The organism is Streptomyces sp. NPDC014801, assembly GCF_043082085.1.
Classification (GTDB): Bacteria; Actinomycetota; Actinomycetes; order Streptomycetales; family Streptomycetaceae; genus Streptomyces.
Window position 1 is genome coordinate 24,744 of the sequence record NZ_JBIBXG010000021.1, and the last position, 14,001, is coordinate 38,744.

Genomic DNA, 14,001 nt, shown 5'->3' on the forward strand with positions numbered 1-14,001 from the left:
GACACGACCCCGGGGCCTGCTTCGCGTCGGCAGGTGACGGTCTTGGGCCGCTGCCGTACGCGAGGAGATCCCGTCCGCCTCAGTCCTTGGCGCCGACGAGGCGCAGGGCGAACTCGCCGTACTCCCACACCACGGCATCCTCCGTGCTCTCGCCGCTGGGTGGGTTGACGCCCTCGGCGCACGACGTGGCCCGGGAGTGGTCTCCGCACTCGCCGACAGCGGCGTTCCGGTGGCGCGCGCCGTCGCCCTCGGTGACGCTTAGGTGATGGGCGTGCCGTTCGCTCTGGTCGAGTACGGGGGACGGTGTCGTCATGCGTACCGAAGCACAACTGGGTTCGCGGCCTCATCAGTTGGTCGCCGACTGCGCCCAAGCGCCGGTGGACGTGCTCGCCCGGCTGCACGCCGTCGAGCCCGCCTCCGTCGGCCTTGACGGCTTCGGACGGTCCAAGCGCTACCTCGCCCGCCAGGTTGCCCGCTGGCGCGACCAGTGGCAGCGGGTCCGCACCCGCGATCTGCCCGACGTCGAGACCCTGCACACGCTCCTCGCGCAGGCCTGCATGCGCGAGAGTGGCGCCTTGATCGTGCACGGCGACTTCCGGATCGACAACGCCATCCTCGTCCATGACGACCCGTCACTGGTCCGCGGACTGGTGAACTGGGAGATGGCCACACTCGGTGATCCGCTCGCCGACCTCGGCCTGCACCTGGTCTGCGCCGACCCGGTTTTCGCGCCGGTGCTCGCGGGCCGGGCCGCCTCGACCAGCCCACGCCTGCTCGTCCCCGCCGACCTGGCCGAGCGCTACGCCGCCGCGAGCGGCCGCAGTTTGCAGAACCTCGGCTACTGCATCGCCCTCGGTTACCTCAAGATCGCGGTGATCGCCGAGAACATCCACGCCCGTGACCGCCAAGGCCTGACCCTCGGCTCCGGGTTCGAGAGCGTGGGCGACGCGCCCGCGCCTCTGAGCCGTGGCCGGACTGTGCGCCGGCGAGATGACAGCCGCCGTGCCCGAGGACCTGCTGAGGGGCTTCATCACGGAACGCAGTCCTCTCGGCATGCCGGGCCGGCAACACGAACGGGACACGGTGGTCCTCTTCCTGGCGTCGCCGGCCTCGGCGTACCTCACCGGAAGCACTCCTCGCCGTCGACGGCGGCATGGCCACTGAAGCCCCGCTTCGAGCCTGCGGGGCCCGACGTCTCAGGCCAGAACGGCGCGATCACCCGACTGAGCTTCGGTGCAGCAGAGTCGGGTGATCGGGAAGGCATGAGCGGAAGCGTCTGCAGCGGCAGTTACCGTTGCGAGCCAGGGGAGGGCTCGCTCACTTGGGGAGAACTCCTCCCGTGAAGACGTTGTGGAGGCTGGCAGCCGCGTCCACGACTGCCTCGGTGGCCTTGGTGAAGGTGCCGACCTCGGTGAAGAACCCGTGGAACACGCCCGGATAGCGGCGGCACAGCACGGGGACGCCCTCTTCCTCCAGCCGCTGTGCGTACGCCTCCGCGTCGTCGCGCAACGGGTCCACTTCCGCGGTGATGACGTGGGCGGGGGCGAGACCGGCCAGGGTCGTCGCCCGGAGGGGTGTCAGGAGCGGATCGGGGGCAACGTCCCCGTCGCCCACGTACTGACGCCGGAACCATTGCGCGTCGGCGGTCCCCAGCAAGGGGGCGTCCGCGAACTCGGTCCAGGAGGGGCGTTCGTAGGAGTCGTCCACCGCCGGGTAGGCGAGGACCTGGAGCGCGGGCTGGGGCAGTCCGCGGCTGCGCAGGTCCAGGCAGAGCACTGCTGCCAGACCGCCGCCGGCCGAATCGCCGCCGACCGCGATGCGGTGTCTGTCGATGCCGAGCACCGCCGCGTTCTCGACGAGCCAGGCGTGAGCTGCCCTGGTGTCGTCGACGGCCGCGGGGAACGGGTGTTCGGGGGCCAGTCGGTAGTCGACGGAGACCACGACGCACTCGGCGTGCAGACTGAAGAGACGGCACACCTCGTCGACTCCGTCCAGACTGCCGACCGTGAAGCCTCCGCCGTGGAGGTAAAGCAGGCAGGGCAGCCCGGTGTCTTCCGTGCGGGGCGTGTGCGGCCGATACGTCCGAACCGGCACCGAGTGTTTCACCCCGACCGGGTCGGTCCAGGTCGCGTGCTCGTCGGCTACGGATGCGACGCGGGTGAGTCGGGGCGGTGGCTGGGGGGCGGTGAACCTCCGCACTCCCTCGACCCCGAGGGTGTGCAGCGGTTGGGGGAGCACCTCGGCCAGAGAGTCGGCCGCCGGGAGCGATTCGGCATCGAGGAGCCTGCGCCATCCGGGTGGGGAATCCGCTCCGGTCTTCGCGGGCCCTTGCCCGGCCGGGTTGCCGTCCGCGGCGGGAGAGGTTGCCGAGGGCTGGACGGGAGGAGTAGTCACAGGGGTGCTCCTTGTGCAGGGACCGTGGCATGACCTTGCCCATAAGACATGATCGAGCGACTAGGTCATCTGTTCAACTTTTGGCATGGGTCTGTCACGGGCTTTGCCGGCGGGCTCTGCGGCCGAACGGAGCGTTGCTCGGGCCTGAGGCGGTCGGGCAGAACGGAGCAGGGCGACCGAGGGCGCTCGTCCCCGAAGACGTCCGGGAGCGAGCGCCCTCGCCGTGGTCGGACGGGGAGGACAGGCCTGTCGGGTCAGTTCATGTCCTTCACCAACTTCGAGACGAAAGAGAGTCCCTGGCCGGTGCGTGAGGCCGAGAGGTCGCCGTCGAGCGGGGTGATGGTCGCGTAGCCGTCCCTCAGGAGGCGGTGGTCGACGTCGTTCCGGTCCGATCCGGCGTTGACGGCGGAGACGTCGTAGTCCCCGTCCTCCCGGAGCGTGTACGTGGTCGGGAAGGGGTCGATGGTGTCGAACTTCGCCGCCCTGGCCCCCTTGAGGCCGTGGAAGGGGTAGTTGACGTTGAGGCCCAGGCCTTCGGGCAGGAGCCGCCGGCAGTCCTCGGACGACTCCTGCAGAGTGCGCAGGAGCTTGACCACGAAGGCCGATGTGCCCTCGAAGTCCGGCGAGTGCGTGGCGTCCTCGGCGTAGTCCCAAGGAGATTCGGAGCTGACGGCGATCGAGGGGACACCGCGATCCATGGCGGTGGTGGCCGCGCCGACCGTTCCCGAGTGGTTGGTCACGCGGGAAGTGTTCTGCCCGTAGTTGGCGCCGGACACCACGACATCCGGGTACCGGTCGGAGGGGAGCGTGTGGAGTGCGAACGCCACCGCGTCGGCAGGGGTGCCGTCGACGGCGAGGATGCGGTCGTCCCGTGCCACCGGCCGGGACACCTCCAGCACCCCGTCGTACGCGATCCGGGCGCCCATGCCGGACTGGTTCTTCAGGGGGGCGACCATCGTCACTCGCTGGCCGTCGCCCTTGAGTGCTCTGTAGACCGCCTGGATGCCTGGTGCCGACCAGCCGTCGTCATTGGTCAGGAGCACGTCGAGGGGGCCTGTGCAGGCAGGGCGCGCCTTGGTTGCGGTGGCCGCACGGCTCTCTCCGTCCGTCGCGGCGGCGACGGAGGGCCCGGCCACGCCGAGTGCCGCCAGACCGATAACGAAGCCCGCCGTCCTGCCTCGTCGATTCATCTTGTGTTCTCCGATCCTCGGGATGAAAGCGCCCCTCCCCGGGGCGGGTTGCCCGCCTGGACGTTCGGCAGGTGAGGCTGGGGTGGGCCAGAGCCGGTGCGGTGGTCGGGAGGACCTACGCGCTCTGCTTCATCAGGGCTTTGAACGCGCCGGGGTGGCGGGTTGAGGACAGCGCCGTCGCGGCGAGAATGCCGGCCGGGAAGGCGGCTGCGATCAGGTATCCCACCGTGTAGAGGTGGGACTGCGGCACGCCGGGGACCTCGGGGATGTACGCGAGGGACAAGACGGTCGTGGTGACGGCGGCGCCGAAAGCGGAGCCGATCATCATCGTCGTGGCCGGGATACCGGCGGCCATCCCGGCCTGGTCCTCGTCCACCACCAGCTGCGGAACCGCGAACGAGCCGCTGTAGCCGGCGCGGCTGCCGAGACCGACGAGGGCCGAGCCGACGAGGTACTGCCACGTGTGGTCGTGGGCGAACGCGAGCCACACGAGTCCGAGGCCGCACAGTGCCGCGCCCGCGGCCAGTACGGCGCCGGGGCGTCCCTGCTGCACCACGTGTTCCGCCGCCTTGCCGCTGATGAACATGGTCAGCGCGAACGGCAGCATGAGCAGGCTCGTCCCGAGCGCGTCGGTGCCGAAGCCGTAGCCGACCTCCAACGGGGTCTGCGTGTAGTAGCTGACCAGCAGGACGAAGGCCGCGTCAACGGCGCCGAACAGGAAGGACGCCACGCACGCCGTCGTGGCGTACGGCCGCTTCAGCAGCGCGAGGTCGAAGACCGGGGCGGCCGACCGGCGCTGCGCCAGGACCCAGGCGAGTCCGGCGACGACTCCGACGGCGAGCAGCAGATAGCACGCGTTGCCCCAGTCGCTGATCTGTGCCATTGAGAGCAGCACCAGCGTCACCCAGGCGATCATCCACGCCGTGCCCCACACGCCGATCCGCGCGGAGGAGGCGGGGTGCGAGCGCGGAACCACCGCCACAAGCGCCGCCGTGGTTGCCGCGAACGCCGCTGCCAGGAGGTAGAAGAACGTCGACAACGACAGGTACTTCACCGTCAGACCGCCGCCCACCATGCCGACGACGACCCCGGTTCCGGTGGCCATGATCAGGATGCTGACCGCGGTGGCCACCGAGGCGCCGGAGAGGTGGCGGCGGAGGAAGCCGACCGGGAGCATCTGCGCCGCGCTGCCGAAGCCGAGCATGGCCGAACCGGCGAGCAGTGCCGGGTACGTGTCGGCGACGGCGGGGATCAATGCGCCCGCGGTGAGAACGACGCCGGACCACAGCAGCATCCTGCGGTCGTCGACGAGGTCCTGCAGGCGCGGGATGAGCACGAAGCCGGCACCGCTGCCCAGGAGCATCGCGGTGAGGACCCAGGTCACGGCCGAGACGTCGATGGAGTACTGCCTCTGCATCAGGGGCAGAAGGGGCCCCAGCATGAAGTTGACGGCGATGGTCACCGTGCACAGCAGCGCGGAGACGCTGATCAGTGCGCCCCGTTTGCCCGAGGACGGAGCTGCGACACCCGTTCCGGCGCTGAGCACGGCCTCGTTCGCTCTTGCCATCGTGAATCACTCCCGTGCGAGATGAGGGCCGTCGCCTCGGGCAGAGCCCGGTGGTGGCGGCGTGTGAGGGTGGGTCTCGAGGTGCGCGGCAGGGCTCCGCCGCGGCCATGGCAGGACCGCTGCCGGTGCGGACGGCTGTGGAGCACCGCGTACCGCGCCGTCGCCGCTGTGCGTAAGCGCGTCACCGGCCGTCTGGGAAGGAGCCGCCTTCGGCGTGCCATCACTTGGCCTCCCGCCCGGTGTCGGTGAGGACCTTGCTCTGCGCGGAGAAGGCGAGTCCGGCGAATCCCGCTCGCTCGGCGAGTTCGAGGTTCTCGACAACCGCCCCGATCACCCGGGCGCTGTAACCCGCGGCACGCATGCTGGTCAGCGTGGCCCGGGCGCCCTCGGCGAAGGTCTTCAGGGTCGCCTGGTCGGTCTCGTGGCAGTCGTGCGCGATCGCCTCCGCAGTCTCCGGCGTCACCGCCTCCAGCAGGGAGATCACCTGCGCTGTCGTCGAGGCCAACGCCCTCGGGGTCAGGCCCTGGTCGATCGCGTAGGTCACCGCCTCGACGTAGGCGCTCAGGGCCGCGATGAAGAACGTGCCGACCATGCTTCCCTCCAGCACTCCGGCGCCGCGCACCCCGTCGGAAAGGTGCTGCGAGGCTCCCCCGAGGCTCATGAAGACGTCCTGGTGCTCCTCCCAGAGCGCGGCCGGACCGGACACGGCGACCATTCCGTGCGGAGAGCCGATGTCCTTGGGGTAGGAGCCGATGAATCCGTCGAGGTAAGCAGCGCCCCGCTCGCCCGCCCAGCGCGCCATTTCCTCGGCCTCGTCGGCCGACCCGCTGCCGAGGTTGGCCAACGTGGTGGTGCCCCAGTCGGTGACCGGCTGGAGCGCCGAGCGCGTGCTCTCGTAGGTGTTGGTACAGGCGATGCAGAGTCTCGCCGCGGGCACCGCTTCGACGGGTGAATCCACGGGCGAGACGCCGGACTCGGCGAGCGCGAGCGCCCGTTCCGGCGAACGGTTCCACGCGGCTACGGAATAGCCCCGTGCGGCGAGGGTGCGCGCGAGTGCGGAGCCCATCAGCCCGCAGCCGATGACCAGAACGTCGTACTGCTTCGTGCTGCCCATGAGCCAGTTCCTCTCGATGCCTGCCAATGCGTTCGTCACTTCCGGTCGGCGGGGCGCGCGCACCTCGGGCCCACCTCGCCGGCGTCCCGCACGCCGACGCGACCATCCGGTGCGATGCGACGTGCAAACCGACGGCGACGGGTTACGGCACCACCGGGGAACGCAGACCGACCGGTCGGGACGGCTCCTTCTGCTTTGACCTTGATGGCTGGGACCGTCGACCGGCCAGGGCACGTCAGCGCGGGTTCGAGGGAGACGTGGTGTAGTTCGCACCTTGCGGCATCCGGTTGGGACCGGGCACTGTGCCCCGTTCCCTTCCACGCCTACGATCGCGGTGCATGAAGATGCTGTGGCCCAACCCGTCCGAGCGGGTGTGCGAGCTGATCCGACAAGTCGCCGAGAGCCTGCTGCCGGTGCCGGACGAGGTCGTCGACCAGGTGTGGCAGGCATCGCAACGCGAGGCGCGGCAGCGTGCGTACGTCGACGATCCTGTGCTGTCGGAGGCGGACCGGCGCCTCTGCAAGGCCAACATGACGCATTGGCTCGTGTCCAACATGCAGGCACCCGGCCGCCGGGTGACTCCGGCCAGGGACCGCGAGATGCTGATCATCGCCAGGGACCTGGTGCTGCGCGGCATGGACTTGAACGAACTCGGGTCCTGGCGTGCCGCCCAGCGGGTCGGGTGGGGGCTGTGGGTCGACCAGTGCTTCGCCGTGACCGACGACCGCGATGAGCTGCGCGAGCTGATGGAGGTGTCCGCCAACTCGCTGACGACCTACATCGACGACTCCATCGCCGCGGTCGGAAGCTACGCCGACGAAATCCGCGCAGAAGTGGACTTCGGTGCCCAAGCACAGCGGTACACGACGGTCCAGCTGCTGCTCCAGGGCGCGCGTATCAGCCGCTCCCGTGCGGAGGAGCAGCTCCGTTATCCGCTGGCGGGGCATCACGTCGCGGCGATCCTGTGGGTCGATTCGCCGGCCGATGCGCATGAGCTCGAGCGAGCCGCCGAGTACGTCATGTGGACGTGCGGTGCGACCCGCCGCCTGACCCTGCCGCCGAGCACATCCGCGCTCTGGTTGTGGCTGCCCGTTGCCGAGGTGCCGCCGACGGCCGATGTTCTGCACATCCTTGAGAAGACCCCCGGCGTACGCGCGACGCTCGGCCGCCCCGGATCGGGCCTCCCGGGGTTCCGGCAGAGTCACCTGGACGCCGCCGCGGCACAGCGGCTTCTCGCCCGGATCGGTTCACCCAGGCAGGTCGTCCGCTACGAGGACGTGCACCTCGTCGACCTGCTCACGGCCGACCTGAGCCAGGCCGAGGAGTTCGTGGCCCGCACGCTCGGCGATCTGGCGGACGCGGACCCGGTCCTGCAGGTCACGGTGCGCACGTACGTCGCTGAGGGATACAGCGTCTCCAAAACCGCAGACCGGTTGTTCGCCCACCGCAACACCATCGACCGGCGCCTCGCCAAGGCCCGCACCATGCTGCCGCGGTCCCTTGACCACGACCCGACCAGCATTTCGGCCGCGCTCATGCTGGTGGAACTCCGACAGGGCCAGAGCTCCGGTTGTTGACCGATCGCCGGTATTGGCTGATGGGAGTGCCGGGGGTGGTGCCGCTGCGCTGAGGTACGGATACGAGCCGGGCATGCAGCAGTCCCTTAGCGAACGTCAGCTTGCCTGGGTGGGTACGACGACACCGGCAGGCTGCACGCGGTCGGCCGCACCGCGCCCCTGCGCACGTACGCCGTACACGAACTCGCGGAGCAGAGGTGCCGGCCGCGCCCGGGCATCCGCGGCAAGGCGGCCGCCTAACGTTGTCGTGGTGGTCGAGGACGCCCCTGGATGTAAGGGCTGGCCAAAGGCGGGTCCGGTGGCTGAGATCGCCGTGGACATGGTCGAAAGCGGTGTGTGTGGCGCCGACCCGGTCGGGCTTGTGCGGCCGCGCCAGGACATGGCGCCAGGGGTTGTGCCGGTCTTCGGCCAGGGCCCCGTTCCCTCACCCTGAGGGGAACAGTCGAGGAGATCGAGCGCGGTGTCGGGCCGGCTGGTGCCCGGCGTTGAATGCGTGCGTGCGTGCGCGGTGCGGGCAGATCTGCGGGACTTGTCCGCCCGGCGGTGGGCTGGTCATTTCAGCGTATGGAGGATGGCGATGGCGATGCACGCGAAGATGCCGAAGGTGGTGAGTGCGATGCCGAGGGGCTGGGCCAGGCCGGGCCGGCGGTGGTGGGCGCAGCCGAGGCAGGTGGCGGGCGTGACCACGGGTGACCGGCCCGGGCCCTGGATCCTGGCGCGGTTCCGATGGGTCGCTGCTGACAGCCCTCACCTTCCCACGCCCGGTCGCGGTCGTTGTCACGGGCCTGGGACGGGCTGCGCGGTGTCCCGGTCTGCCTGGGTGGGCCCGTCGATACTCAGTTGCGGTGTGGGGCGGCTGAATCCCCTGGTGAGCCATAGGAGGTGAGCGCAGCCTGCGGCGAGCCAGCAGCCGCCGATGGTGAGTGCGGCGGTGCTGAGCCGGGTGAGGAGGTAGACGGTCACGCAGGTGCCGAGGGCGGGTACGACGACGTATCCGAGCACGCCGGCACGGCGGGTGGCGCGGTGCCGGATGTAGTGGACGATGACGCACACGTTGACGACGGTGAAGCCGAGGAATGCGCCGAAGTTGATGAACGACGTGGCCGTGGCCAGGGAGATGTTCAGGCCGAGCACACACATGGCTGCGGTGATCAGGATGCAGTAGACGGGCGTCGTGGTCCGCGTGTTCAGCGCACCGAACACGCGTTTGGGCAGGGCGCCGTCGCGGCCCATGATGTACATCAGCCGGCTGGAGCTGAGCTGCACGGCGAGGCCCGAGGCGAACCCGCCGACGATTCCGGCGAGATTGGTCCAGTCGGCGAAGGTCTGTCCGCCGACCTCGAGGGACATCGTGTAGGCAACGATCTCCGGGTTGTCGAACACGCCACCGGGGTGAACGAGTTGCATGACGTACGCCACCGCGGCGAACAGCAGGCCGCCGATCGCGATGACGAGGACGACCGCGCGCGGGATGGTGCGCGGGGCGTCCCGCGTCTCCTCGGAGAGCGTGGTCACGGCGTCGAAGCCGAGATAGGAGTAGGCGGCAACGGCGGCGGCGGCCGAGATGCCGGCGAGGCTGGAGGCGGGGTTCCACACAGGCGCGGTGTACGACGCGGGCGCGTGGTGGGCCAGGTGCACCAGGCAGTAGGCGACGAACAGCAGCACCAGGAAGACGGCCAGCGAGGTCAGCAGCTTGTTCACGCGGTCGGTCAGGGTGAGCCCGATGATGTTGACGAGGGTGGTCAGGCCGGCGTTGATCAGCATCCACGCCCATACGGGGACGGCCGGGAACTGCGCGTTCAGGTACAGCGACTGCACCAGCCAGGCCACCATGGGCAGGAACAGGTAGTCCAGAAGTACGGCCCAGCCGACGAGGAAGCCGACAGGGGCGCCGATGAGCTTGCGGGCGTAGAAGTAGGCCGAGCCGGAGAGCGGGTAGTGCCGGGCCATCTTGGCGTAGCTCAGGGCGGTGAGGAACATCGCGCCCGTGGCCACGAGGAACGCTGTCGGGGCGGTTCCGGCGCTGGCTTCGGAGATGACGCCGAAGACGACCATCACCAGACCGGGCGACATGTAGGCGAGACCGAACGTCACGACCGAGGCCAGGGAGAGCCGGCCGGTCAGCTGTTCCTGCTGGCTCATCGGGCGCCGCTCCTGTCGGCGGGGCGCAGCGCGGCCGGGGTCTCGGGGGACGGCGCCGGGCGCCAGGTCGCCGGATCGATCCGGCCGCCGTACAGCGGCAGCTCCAGGGGAGTGTCGCCGGGCTGGAAATGGTCCCAGGGCCAGGAGTCACCGCTGGTGCCGAACTTCCGGGCGGCGGGGACGCGGTCGAAGTCGACGATGCTGACCAGGGTGACGTCCTCCGCTGCGGCGGAGGAGACCTGGATGTGCCCCTCGGGGTCGATGAGCAGGCTGCGGCCGTGGGCGGTGGGGGCGGCCGCGTTGACGCTGGCCACCCAGACCTGGTTGACGATCGCGTTGGCCTGGTTGACGGGGATCTCCTGGGCGCGCCCGGCGGTCGGTGTCTGCACGACGTTGATCACCAGTTCGGCGCCCATCCACGCCAGGTGCCGGGTCAGCTCCGGGTACCAGCTGTCATAGCAGACGGACAGGCCGACCCTGCCGTAGCCGGGCATGTCGAAGACGACGAACTCCCGTCCGGGGCGCACCGGTTCGTACGGCCGCCAGGTGAAGATCTTGCGGTAGCGCGCGACCAGGTCGCCGTCGGGGCCGTAGACGACCGCCGTGTTGTACACGCTGCCGTCCTGCGCCCGCTCCAGCACGGTGCCCGGGACCAGCCAGATGCCCAGCTCCCGCGCCAGCGCCCCGAGCGCCTTGCCGCGTGGGCCGTCCAGTGGCTCGGCGTACGCGGTGTACAGCTCCTCCTCGGTCAGGGTCTCGGTGTCCTTCGAGTAGAGGTGGGCTTCAGGGTAGACGACGAGGTCGGCGCGGTCGGGTGATTTCATGCGCCGCCGCAGGCTCTCGGCGAACTGCTCGAAGGACTCGGCTGGGGCCTGGACGAGGGCCAGGCGCAGGTGTCGGCTCATGAGGTTCCTGACAAGTCGAAGTCGGGGGGACGGCTGATCGGCGGCCCGTGATCGGCGGCGCGATGGGACCAAGGAACCGGACTCCAACGATGTTGTCAACACTGTTGGCATTTCTGTTCGCGCCGATTGGTAAGGTCGGCTCACGGCATCCGGGGGCCGTTCACCACGATCTCGCCCCCGGATGCCGACAGCGCCACCGATCGAGGAGACCCATGGCGAAGAAGACGGCGGCCGCCGCCCACGTCAAGCAGCCCGAGGCTGCCGGGCCCGAGCGCGGCGGACGGCGTGAACGCAGAATCGTGCGGCAGGAGGCCGCCCTGGACGCGGCCTTCCTGCTCGCCGAGCGGGAGGGCGCAGGCGGCCTGACCATGCGCCGGCTCAGCCAGCAGCTGGACGTCGACGTGACCGTGCTCTACCGGCTGTTCCGGGACAAGGACGAACTGCTGCTCGCGCTGTGCGAGCGCACGCTGGAGATGATCCTCGACGAGATCGGCGAGCCGTCCCCGGAAGACCCCTGGCAGGACACACTGCGCCGTATCGCCGAGGCGACCTGGCGGGTCCAGACACGGTTCCCGGCGATCACCGTACTCACCTTCGCCCGCACCACGGGCGGCCCGGCGGAACGCCGCCTGGTCGAACTCCAGCTCGCCACCCTCGCCCGCGCAGGCCTCTGTGCCACCGACACCGTGACCTTCTACCGGACCTTCGTCGACACCACCCTGGGCCTGTGCGCCCACTCCGCGGCCCTCAGCTCGCTGGATCCCCAGGCGCGTGAAAAGGACACCACCACCTGGGCCCGCGTCTACGCCCGTCTGCCGGAGGGTGAATACCCGGCGACTCACGCCCACGCCACGCAGCTGAGGGAGGTGGACCCCAAGGCGCTGTACGACACAGCGGTGGAAGCGATCCTGTCGGCGGTCGAACGGGCGACGGCGGAACCATCCGTGTGAAAGAGCTCCGACTCTGACACCCGCACCGCCCGACGCAAGACGCTGCGGCGCTGCGGCGGCCCCTCGTGCAGACCCCATCCCCTACCGGGAGCGCGTCGCGCAACGTACTGAGACCGTGTCCTATGTGGTGAGGCGGACGAGTCTCTTATAGCAGCACAGGGCGGCGGCGAGGCCGAGAAAGGCCAGGTCGTTCCGGGGGTTGCGCTCGTAGCGAGGGCTGAGTCGTCGGTAGCCGGACAGCCAGGAGATAGTCCGCTCGACGACCCACCGGCGACGGCCCAATCGTTCGCTGGACTCGATGCCTTTGCGTGCGATCCGCACGCCGATGCGCTTGCCGCGTAACCATTTCCGCAGGTGAGGCACGTCGTACGCCTTGTCCGCATGGAGGCGCTGGGGCTTGAAGTGGCGGCCGCGGTGGGGGTCGTGTCTCGTTTGGTTGCCGGCCACCATCGGTTTCAGCCCTTCGCTGTCGTGGACGTTGGCGGCTGAGATGCCGACGACCAGGGACGCGACTCGCCGTCGATGCAGATCGCCGTGTGCGTACCGATCGATGTGAGTTCCGAGTGGTTGCAGGAGAACCGGCTACGGCTGGCCGGTGTCCGGAAGGCGGTCACAGACTCCTTGTAGCGGCTGCAAGGTGTGAGCACCTTCGTGTGGCTGGTGTGATCACGGCGTCGGAGCCGACCTAGATCTTCCCGTTCACATGAGGCAGGGCCATGATCGTGGTGGGCGATGCGGCTCATTCGTCGACGATATGGATCGAAGCGACGGTGCTGCCATGAGCGTCGATCTAGCGGGGTCGGCCCGGGCCACGCTGTTGTCATGTGGCAAGGAGGAACGCCAGGAGGCACATGATGCTCACAGAGAGCAGGGTGAACGCCTGGTATTTCCGAGGGAACTCATATTGCGTCCTCTTTGTTCCGTTTCGCATCTCTTCGCCGTATTGCAGGAAGAGCCTCCTGAACGGGAGAAGCCCGATCGCCAGACCGGCCCATGCGAACGAGTACAGCACCAGCATCTGACGGGCGTCCCAGTGCTGTGCCTGGGCCTGGCCGATCGCGACCATTCCGGCGCAGCAAGCGAGGGAGACACCGAGGAACACCAGCGTCAGGGCGCGTACCTTCATCCATCTGTCCACGGCGAAGCAGAGCAGGAAGGTGGAGAAGGCCGACATGATGAGCAGGTAGGCCAAGGGGAGTCGGGCAAGCATGGTTGGTCCCATCGGTGGTCAGGGGCCGACGGACGGCCCGTCGGCCCCTGAAGTACTGTCGGCTCAGCTGCTCAGAGTAGAAACCCGAGCAGGCCGGTGACGGGCGATATGAGATCGTGCCCGAACTGTGTGATCTTGGTGGCTAAAGGGTGTTGCACAAGGCCGTGATCAAGCAGCCTGAAGCGGGCGGCTGGGCTTGGCGGTCACGCGGCGAGGGCGAGGTTGTGCATGCGGGCGACGGCCTGGACCGCGTGGTGGAGGCCGTCGCCGCGTTGTAGTTCTTCATCCGGGAGAAGACGTGCTCGACGCGTGCACGGACCTCACAGTGGGCGGCGTTGTCCTCTTCCTCGCCTTTCAGCAGTGCTCGTCCGGGGCGTTTGCGATGCGGGACGATCAAGCCTGTGTTGATGTAGGCGCCGTCGCCGAGCACGGTCACACACTCGCAGTGCTCGGCCAGACCGGAGTTGCGCCATGCTCTGGCTTCGGCGGTGTTGCCAGGCACAGGACGGGCGGCCGCCACCACGAGGCGGGTCTCCGCATCGACGATGACCTGCACGTTTGCCGAAAACCGGTAGTTCCGGGAGGAGGCACCCACGCCGCGGTCGCGGACCGGGATAAGGGTGCCATCCACGATCCACACCCGGTCCGGGGCGTCTGCAGAGCGGGAGAGCGGCTCGAGCGCGAGCAGCGGTCCCAGCCGCTGGATTACACGGCAGACGGTGGACGAGGAGACGCCGAACAACGGGCCCAGCTGCCGCATGGTCAGATTGGTGCGGTAGTACACCGCGACCATCAACACCCGCTCGGCCAGCGGCAACGACCACGGCCAGCCACGCAGCGTGCCGTTGCCGCCCCGCTCCCGCACCACCTTCAACAGACCCGAAAACTGCGTCATCCGCAGCCCAGTGAACGTCTCCACCCACACCCGTTCAGCACGTAACACCGCGGCCAT

Annotated in this window: 11 protein-coding genes and 2 pseudogenes; 3 read left to right on the top strand and 10 right to left on the bottom strand. The window is 69.2% G+C overall.

Features of this window, described 5'->3' with window-relative positions; translation table 11 throughout:
* Positions 1–79 precede the first annotated feature (79 nt).
* A complete protein-coding gene (locus ACF1AL_RS37430; RefSeq protein ID WP_391780917.1) occupies positions 80–313 on the bottom strand; it encodes a hypothetical protein in 234 nt (77 codons plus the stop codon).
* On the opposite strand from ACF1AL_RS37430, the gene ACF1AL_RS37435 reads away from it, so the two are divergent.
* Positions 312–1,343: a phosphotransferase family protein gene (locus ACF1AL_RS37435; RefSeq protein ID WP_391780918.1), complete on the top strand. Its 1,032-nt coding sequence runs from the start codon at positions 312–314 to the stop codon at positions 1,341–1,343. The genes ACF1AL_RS37430 and ACF1AL_RS37435 overlap by 2 nt on opposite strands.
* Here the strand turns inward: ACF1AL_RS37435 and ACF1AL_RS37440 are convergent.
* From ACF1AL_RS37440 to ACF1AL_RS37455, 4 genes are all read right to left on the bottom strand, one after another.
* The gene (locus tag ACF1AL_RS37440; protein WP_391780919.1) at positions 1,318–2,394 is read right to left on the bottom strand and encodes an alpha/beta hydrolase; all 1,077 of its coding nucleotides are present in this window, start codon (positions 2,392–2,394) and stop codon (positions 1,318–1,320) included. The two genes, ACF1AL_RS37435 and ACF1AL_RS37440, sit on opposite strands and share 26 nt — an antisense overlap.
* Before the next feature lie 254 nt (positions 2,395–2,648).
* On the bottom strand, positions 2,649–3,437 hold the full coding sequence (surE, locus tag ACF1AL_RS37445; protein ID WP_391780920.1) for a 5'/3'-nucleotidase SurE: 789 nt from the start codon (positions 3,435–3,437) through the stop codon (positions 2,649–2,651).
* Between the two features lie 262 nt (positions 3,438–3,699).
* On the bottom strand, positions 3,700–5,151 hold the full coding sequence (locus tag ACF1AL_RS37450; RefSeq protein ID WP_391780921.1) for an MFS transporter: 1,452 nt from the start codon (positions 5,149–5,151) through the stop codon (positions 3,700–3,702).
* 220 nt (positions 5,152–5,371) lie between these two features.
* Positions 5,372–6,265 (bottom strand): NAD(P)-binding domain-containing protein, encoded by an 894-nt coding sequence (locus ACF1AL_RS37455; RefSeq protein ID WP_391780922.1) that lies wholly within the window; start codon positions 6,263–6,265, stop codon positions 5,372–5,374.
* Positions 6,266–6,603: 338 nt separating this feature from the next.
* Here ACF1AL_RS37455 and ACF1AL_RS37460 point away from each other — a divergent pair, with 338 nt between their 5' ends.
* Positions 6,604–7,842 carry a PucR family transcriptional regulator gene (locus tag ACF1AL_RS37460; protein WP_391780923.1) on the top strand — a complete coding sequence of 413 codons (1,239 nt, stop codon included), beginning with the start codon at positions 6,604–6,606 and terminating at the stop codon, positions 7,840–7,842.
* A gap of 777 nt (positions 7,843–8,619) precedes the next feature.
* Here ACF1AL_RS37460 and ACF1AL_RS37465 read toward each other — a convergent pair.
* Both ACF1AL_RS37465 and ACF1AL_RS37470 read right to left on the bottom strand, forming a co-directional pair.
* Positions 8,620–9,984, bottom strand: coding sequence for an APC family permease (locus ACF1AL_RS37465; RefSeq protein WP_391780924.1), 1,365 nt, complete (start codon positions 9,982–9,984; stop codon positions 8,620–8,622).
* Positions 9,981–10,889: a carbon-nitrogen hydrolase family protein gene (locus tag ACF1AL_RS37470; protein WP_391780925.1), complete on the bottom strand. Its 909-nt coding sequence runs from the start codon at positions 10,887–10,889 to the stop codon at positions 9,981–9,983. The genes ACF1AL_RS37465 and ACF1AL_RS37470 overlap by 4 nt, the downstream gene beginning before the upstream one ends.
* Positions 10,890–11,101: 212 nt before the next feature.
* On the opposite strand from ACF1AL_RS37470, the gene ACF1AL_RS37475 reads away from it, so the two are divergent.
* Complete coding sequence (locus tag ACF1AL_RS37475; protein WP_391780926.1) at positions 11,102–11,839, top strand: TetR/AcrR family transcriptional regulator; 738 nt, start codon at positions 11,102–11,104, stop codon at positions 11,837–11,839.
* A gap of 120 nt (positions 11,840–11,959) precedes the next feature.
* On the opposite strand, the pseudogene ACF1AL_RS37480 reads toward ACF1AL_RS37475, so the two are convergent.
* From ACF1AL_RS37480 to ACF1AL_RS37490, 3 genes and pseudogenes are all read right to left on the bottom strand, one after another.
* Positions 11,960–12,343 (bottom strand): annotated as a pseudogene (locus ACF1AL_RS37480) (transposase); the annotation flags it as partial.
* A gap of 316 nt (positions 12,344–12,659) precedes the next feature.
* Positions 12,660–13,031, bottom strand: a complete 372-nt coding sequence (locus tag ACF1AL_RS37485) for a hypothetical protein (RefSeq protein WP_391780927.1) — start codon at positions 13,029–13,031, stop codon at positions 12,660–12,662.
* 221 nt (positions 13,032–13,252) lie between these two features.
* Positions 13,253–14,001: pseudogene (locus tag ACF1AL_RS37490) on the bottom strand (transposase family protein).